The sequence below is a fragment of the Nocardiopsis valliformis DSM 45023 genome (assembly GCF_000340985.1).
GTDB lineage: Bacteria > Actinomycetota > Actinomycetes > Streptosporangiales > Streptosporangiaceae > Nocardiopsis > Nocardiopsis exhalans.
In genome coordinates this window covers 47,291-66,100 of sequence record NZ_ANAZ01000002.1, presented here as the reverse complement: position 1 = coordinate 66,100, position 18,810 = coordinate 47,291, and the positions used below count along the sequence as shown (strand labels likewise).

Genomic DNA, 18,810 nt, shown 5'->3' with positions numbered 1-18,810 from the left:
GGCGTACCGCGCGAGTAGTCGAGGACACATCCGTGAGCGAGACAGCCACCTCCTCTCCCAGAGGCCGGGAACGGATCGAGTACGACGCCGACGTCATCGTCGTCGGCGCTGGCCCTTCTGGCTCCACCACCGCCTACTACCTTGCCCAGGCCGGACTCGACGTCCTGCTCCTGGAGAAGACCTCCTTCCCGAGGGAGAAGGTCTGCGGCGACGGACTCACCCCGAGGGCGGTGAAACAGCTCACCGCCATGGGGATCACCTTCGAGGACGAGGGGTGGATCAAGAACCACGGCCTGCGCATCGTCGGCGCGGGCGTGCGCCTCGAACTCCCCTGGCCCGACCTCGCGGCCTATCCCGGTTTCGGGCTCGTCCGCACCCGCTTCGACTTCGACCAGATCCTGGTCAACCGGGCCGTGTCCGCCGGGGCCAAGCTCCTGGAGCGGACCAACGTCACCGGCCCCCTCATGGACGAGCGCAGCAACCGCATCGTCGGCGTCCAGGCCAAGAACGCCGACCGCGAACCCGTGACCTACCGGGCGCCGCTGGTCGTGGCCGCCGATGGCAACTCCTCCCGGCTCTCCGTGGCCATGGGCATCCGCAAGCGCGACGACCGCCCCATGGGCGTGGCCGTGCGCACCTACTTCGAGAGCCCCCGCCACGAGGACGACTACCTGGAGTCCTGGCTGGAGCTGTGGGACAAGAGCGGCGACAAGGACGTCCTCCTGCCCGGTTACGGCTGGGTCTTCGGTGTCGGCGACGGCACCAGCAACGTCGGCCTGGGCATCCTCAACTCCACCGCCTCCTTCCAGGACACGGACTACCGCAAGCTGCTGCGCCGGTGGACCGAGTCCATGCCCGAGGAGTGGGGCTTCACCGAGGCGAACCAGAAGGGCAAGATCCTCGGCGCGGCGCTGCCGATGGGCTTCAACCGGGTCCCGCACTACGCGCGCGGCCTGCTGCTGGTCGGCGACGCGGGCGGCATGGTCAACCCCTTCAACGGCGAGGGCATCGCCTACGCCATGGAGGCCGGGCAGATCGCCGCCGACGTGATCGTGCAGGCGCACGGACGCACCACCCAGCAGACCCGTGAGCGGGCGCTGCTGCGCTACCCGGACGTTCTCGCGGACACCTACGGCGGCTACTACACGCTCGGCCGCTACTTCGTGAAGGTCATCGGCCAGCCCGAGTTCATGAAGTACGCGACCAAGTACGGACTGCGCCAGCGCACGCTCATGAAGTTCGTGCTGAAGATGCTCGCCAACCTCACCGAGCCGAGCAACGGCGACGCCATGGACCGGGTCATCAACGGCCTCTCCAAGATGGCGCCCGCCGCGTAGCGGACAACTCATGCGGCCGGACTGGCGGCGTCCTCCGGTATTCACCCCGGGGTATTTCGCCGACGGCGGTCCGGCCGCACCACAAGGAATTTCGGGAAGAGCCGAGAGAAGCCACGTGAAAACGTTCACAAGACTGCCGGTCGCGCGCCCCGACCAGCCATTCAGCGGAGGAGGGTGAGCCGTGGAGCTGTACACACCGATATTCGTGCTCGGTGGGATCGGCGCCGCGTTCGTCGTGTTGTCGATGGTCGCCGGCGCGGTCATGGGCCCCAAGCGGTACAACCGGGCCAAGATGCAGGCCTACGAGTGCGGTATCGAACCCACCCCGCAGCCCGCGGGCGGCGGACGCTTCACCGTCAAGTACTACATGACGGCGATGATGTTCATCATCTTCGACATCGAGATCATCTTCCTCATCCCGTGGGCGGTGCACTTCGACGCCCTGGGCTGGTTCGGCGTCATCGCGATCATCCTCTTCCTGGTGAACGTCTCCATCGCCTACGCCTACGAGTGGCGCCGCGGAGGCCTCGAATGGGACTGACCGCCACCCCCCGAGCACAGACACACCAGACCCAGCCGCCCAGCCCGGAGGAGGTCCGCAGCTGATGGGAATCGAAGAGAAACTGCCAGCCGGAGTCGCGCTCACCACGGTCGAACAGGTTGTCGGGCTCGCCCGTAAGAGCTCGATGTGGCCCGCCACGTTCGGCCTGGCCTGCTGCGCCATCGAGATGATGTCCGTCGGCGGCCCCCACTACGACCTCGCCCGGTTCGGCATGGAGAAGTTCGGCGCCACCCCGCGCCAGGCCGACCTGATGGTGGTCGCCGGACGCGTGAGCCAGAAGATGGCCCCCGTCCTGCGCCAGATCTATGACCAGATGCCCGAGCCCAAGTGGGTCATCGCGATGGGCGTGTGCGCCTCCAGCGGCGGCATGTTCAACAACTACGCGATCGTCCAGGGCGTCGACCACATCGTGCCGGTCGACATCTACCTGCCCGGCTGTCCGCCGCGGCCGGAGATGTTCCTGGACGCCGTGCTCAAGCTCCACGACAAGGTGCAGAACACCAAGCTCGGCGCCCACCGGGAGCAGGAGATCACCGAGACCGAGGAGCGCATGCTCCGCCGTTCGCTGCCCCTGGTGACCAAGGACTGACATGAGCAACGAGAACGAGCGCGACGAGGCGGCGGAGAACCTTCCCGACCAGCTCGGCCGCGAGCGCTTGGCCGCACCGGTCAAGCGCACCGGCATGTTCGGCGCCGGCACATCGGGCGACACCTCCGGGTTCGGCGGCCTCAAGGTACGGGGGAGCGCTCCCGTGCACAGCCAGCGGCCCTTCACCGACCCCGACGACCCGCGCACCGCGGACTTCGACCGGGTCGCCGACGACCTGGAGACGGCCCTCACGGCGATCGGGAAGGAGGGCGAGGTCGAACGGGTGGAGATCGCCCACGGCGAGATCACCTTCCACGTGCGTCGCGAGGCCCTGCTGGAGCTGGCCCGCGTCCTGCGCGACGACCCGGCCCTGCGCTACGAGCTGTGCACGGGCGTGGTCGGGGTGCACTACCTCGAAGACGTCGGGCGCGAGCTGCACGCGGTCTACCACTTCCGGTCGATCACCCACAACAGCGAGATCCGCGTCTCCACGACCTGCCCCGACGCCGACCCGCACGTCCCCTCGATCGTGTCGGTCTACCCGACCAACGACTGGCACGAGCGCGAGGCCTGGGACTTCTTCGGGCTGATCTTCGACGGCCACCCTTCGCTGACCCGCATCCAGATGCCCGACGACTGGCACGGCCACCCCCAGCGCAAGGACTACCCGCTGGGCGGCATCCCGGTCGAGTACCGGGGCGCCACGGTGCCCCCGCCGGACGAGCGGCGGTCCTACCAGTGACCCGCCCAGTGATCCGCACGGCCACCACACCGGCCACACGAAGGCCACTCCAGAAGGGAGGCACGGCATGACCGTCACCGAGGACTACATCGACGCCTCCGGTGGGGACTGGGACGACGTTATCGAGAAGGCCCAGGGCACCAGCGCCGAGCGCCTCGTCGTCAACATGGGACCGCAGCACCCGTCCACGCACGGGGTGCTCCGGCTGATCCTCACGCTGGACGGCGAGACCTGTACCGAGGCCCGCGTGGGCATCGGCTACCTGCACACCGGTATCGAGAAGAACATGGAGTACCGGACGTGGACGCAGGGCACCACGTTCGTGACCCGCATGGACTACCTCACGCCGCTCTTCAACGAGACGGCGTACTGCCTGGCGGTCGAGAAGCTGCTCGACATCACCGACCGGGTGCCCGAGCGCGCCAGCGTCATCCGGGTGCTGCTCATGGAGCTCAACCGGATGGCCTCGCACTTCGTGGCCATGGCGACGTTCGGCATGGAGCTGGGCGCGACCACGGTGATGACCAACGGCTTCCGTGAGCGCGAGATGATCCTGGACATCTTCGAGCTTGTCACGGGCCTGAGGATGAACCACGCCTACGTCCGGCCCGGCGGGGTGGCGCAGGACCTGCCGCCCGGAGCCGTGGGCAAGATCCGGGAGCTGCTCAAGGAGATGCCCAAGCGCATCCAGATCATGCGCAAGCTCCTGGACGAGAACCCGCTCTACCTGGCCCGGACCAAAGACGTCGCCTACCTCAACCTGCCCGGCTGCATGGCGCTCGGCGTCACCGGGCCGCTGGTACGCGCCTCGGGCCTGGCCTGGGACCTGCGCAAGGCCAAGCCGTACTGCGGTTACGAGAACTACGAGTTCGACGTGCCGGTCTCCGACGGCGGTGACGTGTACGCCCGTTACCGGGTGCGCATCGCCGAGATGGACGAGAGCCTCAAGATCATCGAGCAGTGCCTGGACAAGCTCGAGCCCGGCCCCGTGATGATCCAGGACGCCAAGATCGGCTGGCCCGCCAAGCTGGCGCTGGGCCCGGACGGCCTGGGCAACTCCCCGGATCACATCGCGCACATCATGACCGGCTCGATGGAGGCGCTCATCCACCACTTCAAGCTGGTCACCGAGGGCTTCCGGGTCCCCGCGGGCCAGGCCTACGCGGCGGTGGAGAGCGCCAAGGGCGAGCTCGGCTGCTACGCCGTCAGCGACGGGGGCACCCGCCCCTACCGCGTGCACTTCCGCGACCCCTCGTTCACGCACCTGCAGGCCGTCGCCGCGATGTGCGAGGGCGGCACGGTGGCGGACGTCATCGCGGCCGTGGCCAGTATCGACCCGGTGATGGGAGGCGTGGACCGGTGAGCGAACACAACGAGAACAGCCGAGTCGAAGGCCCCGTAGAGAGCACAGCGCGGACCCCTGAGGTCTTCACCGACGAGGTCGTCGCGCGTCTGGCACAGGACGCCAAGGAGATCATCAGCCGCTACCCGAAGCCGCGCTCGTCGCTGCTCCCCCTGCTGCACCTGGTGCAGTCAGAGGAGGGGCACGTCAGCGCGGAGGGCATGCAGTTCTGCGCTGACCAGCTGGACATTACCCTCGCCGAGGTCAAGGCGGTGGCCACGTTCTACACGATGTACCGCCGCGAACCGGGCGGTGACTACCAGGTGGGCGTGTGCACCAACACCCTGTGCGCGGTGATGGGCGGGGACGAGATCTTCTCCGCCCTCAAGGAGCACCTGGACCTGGCCAACGCGGAGACCACCGAGGACGGCAAGGTCACGCTGGAGCACGTCGAGTGCAACGCGGCCTGCGACTTCGCACCGGTCGTGATGGTCAACTGGGAGTTCTTCGACAACCAGACCCCGGCCACCGCCAAGCAGCTGGTGGACGACCTGCGGCTGGGCAAGGACGTCGCGCCCACGCGCGGTCCCGCCAGCCTGTGCACCTGGAAGCAGGCCTCGCGCGTGCTGGCCGGGTTCGACGACGGCCGCGCGGGCGAGGGCGTCCAGGCCGCCGGTCCCTCGCTGGCCGGGCTCCGGATCGCCGAGCGCAACGGCTGGAAGGCGCCGGACCCGGCGAACCTCCCTTCCCTTTCCGAAAAGGGTGAGGAGGGCACCAAATGACCACCCTGACCCCGATCCTGTCCCAGAACTGGGACCGCCCCGACTCCTTCACCATCGACGGCTACCGGGCCACCGGCGGCTACGAGGCGCTGCGCAAGTCGCTGGCCATGGACCCCGACTCCATCGTGGACCTGGTCAAGCAGTCCGGCCTGCGCGGCCGCGGCGGCGCGGGCTTCCCCACCGGGATGAAGTGGGGGTTCCTGCCCAAGGACAACCCCAACCCGCGCTACCTCGTCGTCAACGCCGACGAGTCCGAGCCGGGCACCTGCAAGGACATCCCGCTCATGCTCGCCAACCCGCACGTGTTGGTGGAGGGGGTGGCGATCGCCTCCTACGCGATCAAGTCCAACCAGGCCTTCATCTACGTGCGCGGCGAGGTCGTCCACGTCATCCGCCGCCTGCGCCAGGCGGTCGCCGACGCCTACGCGGCCGGGCTGCTCGGCAAGGACATCCTCGGCAGCGGCTTCGACCTCGACGTGGTCGTGCACGCCGGTGCGGGAGCCTACATCTGCGGTGAGGAGACCGCCCTCCTGGACTCCCTGGAGGGCTACCGCGGCCAGCCCCGCCTCAAGCCGCCGTTCCCCGCCGTGGCCGGGCTCTACGCCTCGCCCACCGTGGTGAACAACGTTGAGTCCATCGCCAGCGTCCCCGGGATCGTCGCCAACGGCGCCGAGTGGTTCACGTCCATGGGCACCGAGAAGTCCGCCGGTTTCGGCTTCTTCTCGCTGTCCGGGCACGTCACCAACCCCGGCCAGTACGAGGCGCCGCTCGGGATCACCCTGCGCGAGCTCCTGGACATGGCGGGCGGGATCCGCGAGGGGCACCAGCTCAAGTTCTGGACCCCGGGCGGCTCGTCCACGCCGATCTTCACCGACGAGCACCTGGACACCCCGCTCGACTTCGAGTCGGTGGGCGCCGCCGGGTCCATGCTCGGCACCCGCGCGCTCCAGATCTTCGACGAGACCACCTGCGTGGTCCGCGCCGTCGGCCGCTGGATCGCCTTCTACGCGCACGAGTCCTGCGGCAAGTGCACGCCCTGCCGCGAGGGCAACTTCTGGATGGTCCAGGTCCTGGACCGGCTGGAGCGCGGCGAGGGCACCGAGGCCGACATCGACAAGCTCCTCCAGATCTGCGACAACCTGCTCGGCCGCTCGTTCTGCGCGCTGGGCGACGGTGCCACCAGCCCCGTCATGTCGTCGATCAAGCACTTCCGCCAGGAGTACGTCGACCACTTCGAGAAGGGCGGCTGCCCCTTCGACCACTCCAGGTCCACCGTCTGGGCGGACCGGCCGACCACGGAAGAGGGAGGGAACCAGTGACCGTCACCTCCAACACCTCGGGCGGGTCCTCACCCGCCCCGCCCCCCGAGGACCTGATCACCGTCACCATCGACGGCTTCCAGATCCGAGTCCCCAAGGGCACCCTGCTGATCCGGGCTGCCGAACTGCTCGGCATCCAGATCCCCCGGTTCTGCGACCACCCGCTGCTCGACCCGGTCGGGGCCTGCCGCCAGTGCTTGGTGGAGATCCCCGACATGGGCAACGGGCGCGGGATGCCCAAGCCGCAGGCCTCCTGCACCATCACCGTCATGGAGGGGATGGTGGTCAACACCCACCTCACCTCCGAGGTGGCGGAGAAGGCCCAGCGCGGGATCATGGAGTTCCTCCTGATCAACCACCCGCTGGACTGCCCGGTCTGCGACAAGGGCGGCGAGTGCCCCCTGCAGAACCAGGCCATGTCCACCGGGCAGGGGGAGTCCGAGTTCATCGACGTCAAGCGGACCTTCCCCAAGCCGATCGCGCTCTCCACCGGGGTGCTGCTGGACCGCGAACGCTGCATCCAGTGCGCCCGCTGCACCCGCTTCGCGGCGCAGATCGCCGGTGACCCGCTGATCGAGCTGATGGAGCGCGGCGCCAAGGAACAGGTCGGTATCGCGGAGGGGGAGGCGTTCAACTCCTACTTCTCCGGCAACACCGTGCAGATCTGCCCGGTCGGCGCGCTCACCGGATCGGCCTACCGCTTCCGGTCGCGCCCCTTCGACCTGGTCTCCACGCCCAGCGTGTGTGAGCACTGCGCGGGCGGCTGCGCCCAGCGCACCGACCACCGCCGGGGCAAGGTCACCCGCCGCCTGGCCGGCGACGACCCGCAGGTGAACGAGGAGTGGAACTGCGACAAGGGCCGGTGGGCGTTCACCTACGCCACCCAGTCCGACCGCCTCTCCCGTCCGCTGGTCCGCGACGAGGACTCCCGCGCCCTGGAGTTCGCCTCCTGGCCCGAGGCGATCAGCATCGCCGCCCAGGGGCTGGCCGCCGCCCGCGGCAACGTGGGCGTGCTGGTCGGCGGGCGCCTCACCTACGAGGACGCCTACGCCTACGCCAAGTTCGCGCGCGTGGCCCTGGCCACCAACGACGTGGACGCCCGCGCCCGCGAGCACTCGAAGGAGGAGGCCGACTTCCTGGCCGCCCGCGTGGCCGGGACCCCGGTGGACGTGGACTACACCTCCCTGGAGAAGGCGCCCGCGGTCCTGCTGGCCGGGTTCGAGCCCGAGGACGAGTCGCCGCTGGTGTTCCTGCGCCTGCGCAAGGGTTCGCGCAAGCGGAACCTGAAGGTCTACTCCGTCGCCTCGCACGCCAGCCTGGGCCTCACCAAGACCGAGGGCACCCTGGTCCGCACGGTCCCCGGCGACGAGGGCCGCGTCCTCAACGCCCTGGACACCGAGCACCCCGAGGTGGTCGAGGCCATCGGCCAGGAGGGCGCCGTCATCCTGGTGGGCGAGCGGCTCGCCGCCGTCCCCGGAGCGCTCACCGCCGCCGTGTCCCTGGCCGAACGCACCGGGGCCCGGCTGGCCTGGGTGCCGCGCCGCGCCGGTGAGCGGGGAGCGGTCGACGCCGGAGCGCTGCCAGGCCTGCTGCCCGGAGGCCGTCCGGTCGCCGACGCCTCGGCCCGCGCCGAGGTGGCCCGCGCCTGGAACGTCGGCTCACTGCCGGACACCCCCGGCCGCGACACCGACGCGATCATCGCCGCGGCCGCCGCCGGTGAACTCGACGCCCTGGTCATCGCCGGGGTCGAGCTGGACGACCTGCCCGACCCCGAGGCCGCCCGCGCGGCCCTGGCGAAGGTGCCGTTCATCGTCAGCCTCGAACTGCGCGCCAGTGACGTCACCGACCGCGCCGACGTGGTGTTCCCGGTGGCCGCCGTGGCCGAGAAGTCCGGCACGTTCGTCAACTGGGAGGGCCGCCACCGGCCCTTCGGCGACGCGCTCAAGGTGCCCGGGTCCCTCTCGGACCTGCGGGTGCTGGCCGCGATCGCCGACGAGATGGACGTCCACCTGGGCCTGCCCGACTCCGCCAGCGCCTACGGGGAGCTGCTGGAGCTGGGCATGTGGCTGGGGGATCGGCCCGCCGGACCCTCGGTCCGGCCGGCCCCGCTGCCCGAACCCGCCCCGGGGCAGGCACTCCTGTCCACCTGGCGGCAGCTGCTCGGCACCGGCCGGATGGAGGACGGCGAGCCCTACCTCGCCGGTACCGCCCGCCAGCCGCGCGCCTACCTGTCCAAGGCCACGGCCGACGAGGTCGGGGTCCCCGACGGCGGTTCGCTCCGCGTCACGGGGGAGCGGGGCTCGGTGACCGTCCCCGTGGTCGTCACCGACATCGCCGACCGGGTCGTCTGGCTCCCGGCCAACGCCCACGGCTGCGACATCCGCCGTGACCTGGGCGGCACCGCCGGGCAGACGGTCACCCTGGCCGCGCCCACCACCAACGGGAGGCAGCAGTGACCCCCGACGCTCTCGATCCGCGTGTGGCCCATCTGGCCTCGGAGAGCACCCTGAGCATGTTCGGGAACGACCCGTGGTGGATCACCACCATCAAGGCCCTGGGGATCTTCGCCTTCCTCATGGTCTGCGTGCTCATGATGATCATGGCCGACCGCAAGGTCATGGGCCGGATGCAGCAGCGCCACGGACCCAACCGGATGGGGCCCTTCGGCCTCCTCCAGTCCCTGTTCGACGGCATCAAGCTCTCCCTCAAGGAGGACCTGATCCCGCGCGGGGTGGACCGGTTCGTCTACATCGCCGCCCCGATCATCGCGGCCGTACCGGCGTTCATCGCCTTCTCGGTCATCCCAATCGGGCCCGAGGTGAACATGTTCGGGGTCATCACCCCGCTGCAGCTCACCGACCTGCCGATCGCCGCCCTGCTGGTCCTGGCCACCGCCGCGCTCGGCGTCTACGGCTTCGTGCTCGGCGGCTGGGCCTCCCAGTCCCCGTACGCCCTGCTCGGCGGCCTGCGCGCCTCCGCCCAGGTGATCAGCTACGAGATCGCGATGGGCCTCTCGTTCGTCGCGGTCTTCATCATGGCGGGCACGCTCACCACCTCCGGCATCGTCGCGGCCCAGGAGAACCTGTGGTTCGCGGTGCTGCTCCTGCCCTCCTTCCTCATCTACCTCGTCACGATGGTCGGCGAGACCAACCGGCTCCCGTTCGACCTCGCCGAGGGTGAGGGCGAGATCGTCGGCGGCTTCATGACTGAGTACGGGTCCATGAAGTTCACGATGTTCTTCCTCGCGGAGTACGTGAACATGTGCACCGTCGCCGCGGTGTCCGTGACGCTCTTCCTCGGCGGCTGGTACGCCCCGCCCGGGATGACCGCGATCTTCCCCGGCGCCAACGAGGGCTGGTGGCCCGCCCTGTGGTGGCTGCTCAAGTTCGTGGCCGTCATGTTCCTGTTCATCTGGGCCCGCGGCAGCCTCCCGCGCGTCCGGTACGACCAGCTCATGAAGCTCGGCTGGAAGGTCCTTATCCCGATCCAGCTCGTGTGGATCACCGGTGTGGCCGTCGTCCGCATGCTCGTCATCGACGAGGCACACCCGGCGATCATCGCCGCCGTGGTCGCGGGCTTCTCCGTCGCCACGATCGCGGCCATCGCCGCCTGGGTCCGCTTCGTGCGCCGAGAGCGCGCGGAGGAGGCCCGACAGCGCGCCGAGAACGCGCGCCGCGCCCACAAGGAACCCTCCTTCGGCGGGTTCCCGGTGCCGCCGAGCACCGCCGCCCACTACGGCAGCAGCGTGCTCGCCGAACCGTCGCGGACGGCCTCGGCCGCCACCGCCGAACGCAATCAGAAGAAGGGGGAGGTTACCGGTGCTTGAGTGGCTCAACCCCGTCAAGGGTTTCGGTGTCACCTTCCACACGATGTTCAAGAAGGTGCCCACCGTCGAGTACCCGGAGGTCAAGCGCCCCACGGCGCCGCGCTTCCACGGACGGCACCAGCTGAACCGGTGGGCCGACGGCCTGGAGAAGTGCATCGGGTGCGAACTGTGCGCCTGGGCCTGCCCGGCCGACGCCATCTACGTGGAGGCGGGAGACAACACCGAGGACGACCGGTACTCGCCCGGCGAACGCTACGGGCGCGTCTATCAGATCAACTACCTGCGGTGCATCCTGTGCGGTCTGTGCGTCGAGGCCTGCCCGACTCGGGCCCTGACCATGACCAACGAGTACGAGCTGGCCGACGACAGCAGGCAGAGCCTGATCTGGACCAAGGAGCAGCTGCTCGCCCCGCTGCGCGAGGGCATGGAGCAGCCGCCGCACCCGATGCGGCTCGGCGATAGCGACCTGGACTACTACGCCACCGGGCGCGGTGAGCACGGGACGCAGGACCGTCCGGAGAACACGGAGGCGGCCCGTTGAACCCGCTCGCCTCCCCCATTCCAGTGACACAGTCCCCCACGCTGAGCCTGGCCGCCGGGGCCCCGATCGGCTCGGGTGAGGCCACCGTCTTCTGGATCCTGGGCACGATCGTCGTGCTCGGGGCCCTGGGCGTGGTCTTCTCCCGCAAGGCCGTGCACTCGGCGATGTCGATGGCCCTGTCCATGGTGGGCCTGGCCATCTTCTACGGCATTAACGAAGCGCCGTTCCTGATGGTCGTGCAGATCGTCGTCTACACCGGCGCCGTGCTCATGCTGTTCCTGTTCGTGCTGATGCTCGTGGGCGTCAGCTCCGCGGACTCCCTGGTGGAGACTCTGCGCGGACAGCGGCTCATGACCGCGATCGTCGCGATCTGCTTCGTCGGCGCCCTGACCACCGGGATCACCCGCATCGTCGTGGGCGACCCGGCCGGGATCGCCGCCGCGGCCGCCCCGGTCGGCGGCACCATCCCGTGGATCGCCAGCGAGCTCATCCTGCGCTACGTGGTGGCCTTCGAGGCCACCGCCGCGCTACTGATCACCTCAGTACTCGGCGCCATGGTGCTCGCGCACACCGCCCGCACCGGCAAGCGCCGCACCCAGCGGGAGATGTCCGAGGACCGCATCCGCGGCGACCACGCGACCCCGCTGCCCGGACCCGGCACCTACGCCCGGCACAACGCGATCGACATGCCCGCGCTGCTGCCGGACGGCACGGTCTCCCAGCTCTCCGTCAACCCGGTCCTGGCTGCCCGCGACCCCGAACTCCAGTCGGGCGTCCCGAGCGAGGCCCGGACCGGACGCGCCGCCCTTCCCGGCGGTGCTTCGGACTCGGCCGGCTCCAAGGAGAGCGAGCCGGTCGCCGACGAGGAAGCCCGGCCCGGTGAACGGGAAGGGGCCGCCTCCGAATCGGACGGCGAAGAGAACGGCAACGGGCAGGAGGTCGAGTCCACGTGGACCCGATGAACTACATCGTCCTCGCTGCGCTCCTGTTCACCATCGGCGCGGTCGGCGTCCTCGTCCGACGCAACGCGATCATCGTCTTCATGTGCGTGGAGCTCATGCTCAACGCCTGCAACCTGGCGTTCGTCGCGTTCGCCCGGATGCACGGGGACATCGAAGGGCAGGTCGTCGCCTTCTTCGTGATGGTCGTGGCCGCCGCCGAGGTGGTCGTGGGCCTCGCGATCATCATGCAGATCTTCCGAACCCGCAGGTCGGCGTCGCTCGATGACGCGAACCTGCTCAAGCACTAGAAGGCGACGGGAAAGTGACACAACATCACGCGTACCTCGCCGCCGACCCCGCGGTGGCGACCGCGGCCGACAGCGCGGTGCTGTCGAACGCCTGGCTGCTGATCGCCCTGCCCCTGGTGGGCGCGGCGGTCCTGCTGCTGGGCGGGCGGCGCACCAACGGATGGGGGCCGCTGCTGGCCACCCTCCTGCCGATCGGCTCCTTCGTCTGGGCCCTGCTGGCCCTGTTCGACCTCCTGGGCCGGGGCGCCGCCGAGCGCACCGTCTCGGTCCCCGTCTACGAGTGGTTCGCGGCGGGTGACTTCTCCGCCCAGATCAACCTCCTGGTGGACCCGCTCTCGATCAGCTTCGTCCTGCTGATCACCTTCGTGGGCTCACTCATCCACATCTACTCCCTCGGCTACATGGCCGAGGACCCGGGTAAGCGGCGCTTCTTCGCCTACCTGAACCTGTTCGTCGCCGCCATGCTCGTACTGGTGCTCGCGGACAACTTCGTCCTGCTGTTCCTCGGCTGGGAGGGTGTGGGGCTGGCGTCCTACCTGCTCATCGGGTTCTGGCAGTACAAGCCCTCCGCCGCCACCGCGGCCAAGAAGGCGTTCCTGATCAACCGGGTCGGCGACATCGGCCTGCTCGTGGCGATCATGATCATGTTCACGGCGCTCGGCGCGGTGAGCTTCAGTGAGGTCTTCGCCGCGGTGCCCGGGGCCAGTGACGGCATCCTCCTCGCCATCGGCCTGCTGCTTCTGCTGGGAGCCTGCGGCAAGTCCGCGCAGCTTCCGCTGCAGGCGTGGTTGCTGGACGCGATGGAGGGCCCGACCCCGGTGTCGGCGCTCATCCACGCCGCCACCATGGTCACCGCCGGTGTGTACCTCATCGTGCGCGCCGGGCCGATCTTCGAGGGCGCTCCGGTCGCCCAGATCGCGGTGATGTCGGTCGGCGCCGCCACCATGCTGGCGGGCGGTCTCATCGCCGCGGCCAAGGACGACATCAAGAAGTCCCTGGCCGGTTCCACGATGAGCCAGATCGGCATGATGGTGCTGGCCGCCGGGCTCGGCCCGGTCGGCTACGTCGCCGCCATCGCCCACCTGGTCACGCACGGCTTCTTCAAGGCCGGGCTGTTCCTGGGGGCCGGTTCGGTCATGCATGGCATGAACGACGACGTCGACATGCGCAAGTACGGCGGTCTGGCATCGAAGATGCCGATCACCTTCGCCACCTTCGGCCTGGGCTACCTCGCCATCATCGGGGTTCCGCTCCTGTCCGGCTGGTGGACCAAGGAGAGCATCATCTCCGCGGCCTTCGGCATCGGCGGCACCGCCGGGATGGTCTTCGGCAGCGCCATCATCCTGGGCGCCGCGCTCACCGCCTTCTACATGTCGCGGATGGTCTTCATGACCTTCTTCGGCAAGAAGCGCTGGGACGAGGGCGTGCACCCGCACGAGTCGCCGGTGAGCATGACCGCCCCCATGGTGGTGCTCTCGATCGGATCGGTCGCCCTCGGCGCCTTCCTGGTGGCCGGGGACCGCTTCGCGGCGTTCCTCCAGCCCGTCACCGGCGCTGAACTGCCCCACTTCACGGTGGGCCACGCCTTCACCGCCCCCTACGGCATCGCGGCCCTGGTCGTGCTCGTCCTCGGGGTGGCGCTGGCCTGGTTCATGTACCTGCGCAAGCCCGTCGAGCGCACCGCGCCCAAGGGCAACCTCGTCACCAACACGGCCCGCAACGAGCTGTACGGCAACGAGATCAACGAGGGCCTGTTCATGCGTCCCGGCCAGGTGCTCACCAAGGCGCTGGTGGTGATCGAGGACAAGGTCATCGACGGCGCGGTCAACGGGATCGGTGCCGGTGTCAGCGACTCCTCCACCGGACTCGGTAAGACGCAGACCGGGTTCGCCCGCACCTACGCGCTCACCATGCTCCTCGGCGCCGTGATCGTCGCCGCGACGCTGGTTGTGAGGTTCTAAATGATCCCCTGGCTCACTCTCGCGATCGCGCTCCCCGCGATCGGCGCGGCCGTCATCTGGGCGCTGCCGCGCATCAAGACCCCGGCGGGTGGTGCTGCCGCGGCCGGTGTGTCTGCCTCGGCCGCCGTCTCCGGGCAGGCCGGTGCGGGCACCGCCACGGCCACCAAGGCCCGCCCGGCCACCGGCTCGGCTTCCGGCGATCCGGCGCTGACCGCCAAGCGCCTGGCCCTGGGCTTCTCGCTCGCGACCCTGGTCCTGGTCGCGGTCATGGCCCTGAACTTCGACACTTCCCGGGCGGGGGGCCTGCAGTTCGAGGAGGTCCACCCGTGGATCCCGCACTTCGGGATCCACTACGCGGTCGGGGTCGACGGCATCGCGCTCGTCCTCATCCTGATGTCGGCGATCCTGGTGCCGCTGGTCATCCTGGCCGCCTGGAACGAGCACGCGGACCGCGAGGACGGCGGGCGCGGCTACTTCGCGCTCATCCTGGCCCTCGAAGCGATGATGATCGGTGTCTTCGCCGCCACCGACGTCTTCCTGTTCTACGTGTTCTTCGAGGTCATGCTGATCCCGGTCTACTTCATGATCGGGCGCTACGGGCGCGGCGCCGACCGCGCCAAGGCCGCGATGAAGTTCCTGCTGTACAGCCTCGCCGGCGGCCTCATCATGCTGGTCGCGGTGATCGGCGTGTACGTCATCGGCGGCACCTTCCTGTGGACCGAGCTCACCGACCCGGGCGGCGCCCTCGCGGCGATCGACCCGGCCACCGCGCGCTGGCTCTTCCTCGGGTTCTTCATCGCCTTCGCGATCAAGGCCCCGATGTGGCCGGTGCACACCTGGCTGCCCACCGCGGCGGGCTCCTCGAGCCCCGGCACCGCGGTCCTGCTGGTGGGTGTGCTGGACAAGGTCGGTACCTACGGCATGCTCCGGTACTGCCTGGAGATGTTCCCGGCCGCCGTGTCCTGGTTCGTGTGGCCGGTGGTGGCGCTGAGCCTGGTGAGCATCGTCTACGGCGCGATCCTCGCGATCGGTCAGAGCGACATGATGCGCCTGATCGCCTACACCTCGGTGTCCCACTTCGGTTTCATCACCCTGGGCATCTTCGCCCTGACCCACCAGGCCCAGGCCGGGGCCGCGCTCTACATGGTCAACCACGGGTTCGCCACCGGCGCGCTCTTCCTGGTCGTCGGCTTCCTCATCGCCCGCCAGGGCAGCGCCCGGATCGAGGACTACGGGGGCGTCCAGAAGGTCGCGCCCAAGCTGGCCGGGGTCTTCCTGATCGCCGGTCTGGCGGGTCTGGCACTGCCGGGCCTGGCACCCTTCGTCAGCGAGTTCCTGGTGTTCGTCGGGGTGTACGCCTTCAACCCGGTCCCGGCGGTCATCGCCGCGGTCGGCGTGGTCCTCGCGGCGCTCTACATCCTGTGGATGTACCAGCGCACGATGACCGGTCCCACCCCCGAGAAGCTGTCCAAGCTGCCGGACCTGTCCGCCCGTGAGACCTGGGCGGTCGCCCCGCTGATCGCCCTGATCATCGCGTTCGGCGTCTACCCGCAGCCCCTGCTCAACGTGATCAACCCCGCCGTCGAACGCACGGTGGAGGCCGAGGCCGACACCGAGGTGGCGGTCGCGGACAGCGACGCGGAAGGAGTCGAGGAGTGATCCCCCTCAACCTCGCGGACGGGGCGCCTCCGGCGCTCCACGGCGTCACCGAGGTGACGCCTGTCCTGGACTGGTGGCTGCTGTCGCCGCTCCTGGTGCTGTTCGGCGCCGGTGTGCTGGCGGTGCTCTTCGAGGCCTTCTGGCCCAAGGGCTCCCGCCGCACCGTGCAGATCGCCCTCACGGCGATCTCCCTGCTGGTCACGTTCCTGCTGATCGTCCTCCAGGTGGAGGCGGTCGGCGAGGGCACTACCGTCGGCAACGGCGTGCTGGCGCTGGACCGCACGGTGCTCTTCTTCCAGGGCACCATCACCGTTCTGGCCCTGATCAGCCTGATGCTGATCGCCGAGCGGCGGGACGGCCGGGACGCGTTCTCGGCCCAGGCCGCCACGGTCCCGGGCAGCGAGGAGGAGCGCACGCACATCCTCGCCGGCTCCCAGCACACCGAGATCTACCCGCTGGTGCTGTTCGCGGTGCTGGGCATGCTGATGTTCCCGGCCTCGAACGACTTCCTGGTCATGTTCATCGCTCTGGAAGTCATGAGCCTGCCGCTGTACCTGCTGTGCGGTCTGGCCCGTCGACGCCGCCTGTTCTCGCAGGAGGCCGCGGTCAAGTACTTCCTGCTGGGCGCGTTCTCCTCGGCGTTCTTCCTGTTCGGCATCGCCATGGTCTACGGCTACGCGGGTTCGGTGAACTTCGCCGTGATCCGTCAGGCCGTGGAGTCCGGCGGCGCCGAGATCTTCCAGGGCGGCAACGGCGAACCGCTGCTGCTGATGGGTGTGGGCCTGGTCGCGATCGGCCTGCTGTTCAAGGTCGGCGCCGTGCCCTTCCACAACTGGAAGCCGGACGTCTACCAGGGCGCACCGACCCCGATCACCGCGCTGATGGCCTCCTGCACACTGGTCGCCGCCTTCGGCGCCCTGCTGCGGGTGTTCTTCGTGCCCTTCGGCACCTCGGCGCAGATCTGGGAGCCGATGCTGTGGACGGTGGCCATCCTGACGATGGTCGTCGCCGCGATCGTGGCCGTCACCCAGCGAGACATCAAGCGGCTGCTGGCCTACTCCTCGGTGGTGCACGCCGGGTTCATCCTCACCGCCGTGGTCGCGGGCAGCGTCGAGGGCCTCGCGGGAGCCATGTTCTACCTGGCCGCCTACGGGTTCACCACGCTGGGCGCGTTCGCCGTCGTCACCCTGATTCGCACCAGGGACGGCGGTCAGGAGCTCGGTGACATCGACAAGTGGGCCGGGCTGGGGCGCCGCTCCCCGGGGCTGGCCCTGGCGCTGTCGCTGTTCCTGCTGGCCTTCGCGGGTATCCCGCTGACCAGTGGGTTCATCGGTAAGTTCGCGGTGTTCGAGGCGGCCGTGGCGGCCGGGGCGACTCCGCTGGTCGTGGTCGGTGTCCTCAGCAGTGCCGTTACCGCGTTCTTCTACGTCCGGATCATCGTTGTGATGTTCTTCCGGGATTCGGAGGGCGAGGGCCCCACGGTGGCCCGCGCCGGTTTCCTCACCGGCGGTGTGATCACCGTGGGTGTCGCGGCCACGCTGGCGCTCGGGATCTTCCCGGGAGCCTTCCTGGACACCCTTCTGCCGTCCGGGGAACCGGGTCAGGAGCCCGCCGCGGTGATGGTCGACCAGGTCACGGAGGCTCCGACCGGGGAATGACCGCAGACCCGGGTGTGGCTTTGGACGATCATTCCGGGTCGGATACCGTGGCAAGTCGGATCATGTTCATGTGCTGAGCGTGCGGCGGCCCCCTTACAGGGGGTCGCCGACACGCCCGTTCAACAGGTGGAGCTTTACGGTGAGCGGTGCTGTCCCGAGCGGTTTTCTCGCTCTGCCGAGAGTCGACCCGACCCTGGCCAGCCAGATCCAGGACGACCTGGAGAAGGTCGAGGAACTGCTGAGGGAGTCGGTTCGGTCGAGCGACCCTCTGCTGACCGAGGCCGCCTCCCACCTGCTGGCAGCCGGAGGCAAGCGCTTCCGCGCCATGCTGGTGCTGCTCGCGGCCCACTTCGGCGACCCCCGGGTCCCCGACCTCATCCCGGCGGCCGCCGTGGTCGAGCTGACCCACGTGGCCACGCTCTACCACGACGACGTCATGGACGAGGCGGAGCTGCGCCGCGGCAAGCCCAGCGCCAACCAGCGCTGGGGCAACACCATCGCCATCCTCACCGGTGACTTCGTGTTCGCCAAGGCCTCGACGATGCTGGCCGACCTCGGTACGGAGGCGGTGCGTTTGCAGGCCGAGACCTTCGCGCGCCTGGTCCAGGGCCAGATCCTGGAGACCTCCGGCCCGCGCGATGGCGTCGACCCGCTCGACCACTACCTCAACGTCATCGACGACAAGACCGCGTCGTTGATCGCCTCCTCCGCGGAGTTCGGCGGCATGTTCGGCAAGGTCGACCCGGAGACGGTGAGCACCCTGACGCGGGCCTGTGACGCGCTGGGCATGGCCTTCCAACTGGCCGACGACATTCTCGATGTCGCGAGTGAGAGCGACGAGTCCGGCAAGGTGCCCGGCACGGACCTGCGTGAGGGCGTGCTGACCCTGCCGATGTTCTACGCGATGCGCTCCCAGGAGGTGGCGGACGAGCGGCTGAAGTCGCTGCTGGGCCGCCCGCTGGGGGACGAGGAGGCCGAAGAGGCCCTGGCGCTGCTGCGCCCGCACCCGGCCATGGCCGAGGCCGACGCCACCCTGCGCGGCTGGGCCGACAAGGCCCGCCAGGAGCTGTCCACCCTGCCGGACATCCCGGCGCGGGACGCGTTCCTGGCGCTGTGCGACTACGTGGTGGAACGCAACGGCTGACCTGCTGGTCCACCGCCCCCGATTCTTGTTGAGGCCCCCGGCACCCGTCACGGGTGCCGGGGGCCTTCGGCACCCCTGACCCCGCTCGCCGCATCCTGC

The 18,810-nt window shown here is 69.4% G+C and carries 16 protein-coding genes; all 16 read left to right on the top strand.

Annotation, left to right across the window (positions count from 1 at the left end):
* Positions 1-32 precede the first annotated feature (32 nt).
* Entirely contained in the window at positions 33-1,337 is a 1,305-nt protein-coding gene (locus D457_RS0100895; RefSeq protein ID WP_017578750.1) for a geranylgeranyl reductase family protein, read from the top strand.
* Between the two features lie 181 nt (positions 1,338-1,518).
* The gene (locus tag D457_RS0100890) at positions 1,519-1,878 is read left to right on the top strand and encodes an NADH-quinone oxidoreductase subunit A (protein ID WP_017578749.1); all 360 of its coding nucleotides are present in this window, start codon (positions 1,519-1,521) and stop codon (positions 1,876-1,878) included.
* 64 nt (positions 1,879-1,942) lie between these two features.
* Positions 1,943-2,488, top strand: coding sequence for a NuoB/complex I 20 kDa subunit family protein (locus tag D457_RS0100885; protein WP_017578748.1), 546 nt, complete (start codon positions 1,943-1,945; stop codon positions 2,486-2,488).
* Between the two features lies 1 nt (position 2,489).
* Complete coding sequence (locus D457_RS0100880) at positions 2,490-3,230, top strand: NADH-quinone oxidoreductase subunit C (RefSeq protein ID WP_017578747.1); 741 nt, start codon at positions 2,490-2,492, stop codon at positions 3,228-3,230.
* Between the two features lie 67 nt (positions 3,231-3,297).
* A complete protein-coding gene (locus D457_RS0100875) occupies positions 3,298-4,593 on the top strand; it encodes an NADH-quinone oxidoreductase subunit D (RefSeq protein ID WP_017578746.1) in 1,296 nt (431 codons plus the stop codon).
* Entirely contained in the window at positions 4,590-5,354 is a 765-nt protein-coding gene (nuoE, locus tag D457_RS0100870) for an NADH-quinone oxidoreductase subunit NuoE (RefSeq protein ID WP_017578745.1), read from the top strand. The genes D457_RS0100875 and nuoE overlap by 4 nt, the downstream gene beginning before the upstream one ends.
* The gene (gene nuoF / locus D457_RS0100865) at positions 5,351-6,673 is read left to right on the top strand and encodes an NADH-quinone oxidoreductase subunit NuoF (protein WP_017578744.1); all 1,323 of its coding nucleotides are present in this window, start codon (positions 5,351-5,353) and stop codon (positions 6,671-6,673) included. Before nuoE ends, nuoF begins: the two co-directional genes overlap by 4 nt.
* Positions 6,670-9,129: an NADH-quinone oxidoreductase subunit G gene (locus D457_RS0100860; RefSeq protein WP_017578743.1), complete on the top strand. Its 2,460-nt coding sequence runs from the start codon at positions 6,670-6,672 to the stop codon at positions 9,127-9,129. The genes nuoF and D457_RS0100860 overlap by 4 nt, the downstream gene beginning before the upstream one ends.
* 56 nt (positions 9,130-9,185) lie before the next feature.
* Complete coding sequence (gene nuoH / locus D457_RS0100855; protein ID WP_239645985.1) at positions 9,186-10,499, top strand: NADH-quinone oxidoreductase subunit NuoH; 1,314 nt, start codon at positions 9,186-9,188, stop codon at positions 10,497-10,499.
* Complete coding sequence (gene nuoI / locus D457_RS0100850) at positions 10,492-11,040, top strand: NADH-quinone oxidoreductase subunit NuoI (RefSeq protein ID WP_017578741.1); 549 nt, start codon at positions 10,492-10,494, stop codon at positions 11,038-11,040. Before nuoH ends, nuoI begins: the two co-directional genes overlap by 8 nt.
* Positions 11,037-12,002, top strand: a complete 966-nt coding sequence (locus D457_RS0100845; protein ID WP_394297026.1) for an NADH-quinone oxidoreductase subunit J — start codon at positions 11,037-11,039, stop codon at positions 12,000-12,002. Before nuoI ends, D457_RS0100845 begins: the two co-directional genes overlap by 4 nt.
* Entirely contained in the window at positions 11,990-12,289 is a 300-nt protein-coding gene (nuoK, locus tag D457_RS0100840) for an NADH-quinone oxidoreductase subunit NuoK (RefSeq protein WP_017543069.1), read from the top strand. The genes D457_RS0100845 and nuoK overlap by 13 nt, the downstream gene beginning before the upstream one ends.
* Positions 12,290-12,303: 14 nt before the next feature.
* Entirely contained in the window at positions 12,304-14,250 is a 1,947-nt protein-coding gene (nuoL, locus tag D457_RS0100835; RefSeq protein WP_017578739.1) for an NADH-quinone oxidoreductase subunit L, read from the top strand.
* Positions 14,251-15,909, top strand: coding sequence for an NADH-quinone oxidoreductase subunit M (locus D457_RS0100830; protein ID WP_017578738.1), 1,659 nt, complete (start codon positions 14,251-14,253; stop codon positions 15,907-15,909). It abuts the gene before it with no gap.
* Positions 15,906-17,567 carry an NADH-quinone oxidoreductase subunit NuoN gene (gene nuoN / locus D457_RS0100825; RefSeq protein ID WP_017578737.1) on the top strand — a complete coding sequence of 554 codons (1,662 nt, stop codon included), beginning with the start codon at positions 15,906-15,908 and terminating at the stop codon, positions 17,565-17,567. The genes D457_RS0100830 and nuoN overlap by 4 nt, the downstream gene beginning before the upstream one ends.
* A gap of 139 nt (positions 17,568-17,706) precedes the next feature.
* Entirely contained in the window at positions 17,707-18,711 is a 1,005-nt protein-coding gene (locus tag D457_RS0100820; protein ID WP_017578736.1) for a polyprenyl synthetase family protein, read from the top strand.
* Positions 18,712-18,810: the final 99 nt, after the last annotated feature.

Excerpts from the sequence above, each read along its gene's own strand:
- D457_RS0100880 (WP_017578747.1), top strand. The coding sequence starts at position 2,490 with ATGAGCAACGAGAACGAGCGCGACGAGGCGGCGGAGAACCTTCCCGAC.
- D457_RS0100875 (WP_017578746.1), top strand. The coding sequence starts at position 3,298 with ATGACCGTCACCGAGGACTACATCGACGCCTCCGGTGGGGACTGGGAC.
- D457_RS0100885 (WP_017578748.1), top strand. The coding sequence starts at position 1,943 with ATGGGAATCGAAGAGAAACTGCCAGCCGGAGTCGCGCTCACCACGGTC.
- nuoH (WP_239645985.1), top strand. The coding sequence starts at position 9,186 with ATGTTCGGGAACGACCCGTGGTGGATCACCACCATCAAGGCCCTGGGG.
- nuoF (WP_017578744.1), top strand. The coding sequence starts at position 5,351 with ATGACCACCCTGACCCCGATCCTGTCCCAGAACTGGGACCGCCCCGAC.
- D457_RS0100830 (WP_017578738.1), top strand. The coding sequence starts at position 14,251 with ATGATCCCCTGGCTCACTCTCGCGATCGCGCTCCCCGCGATCGGCGCG.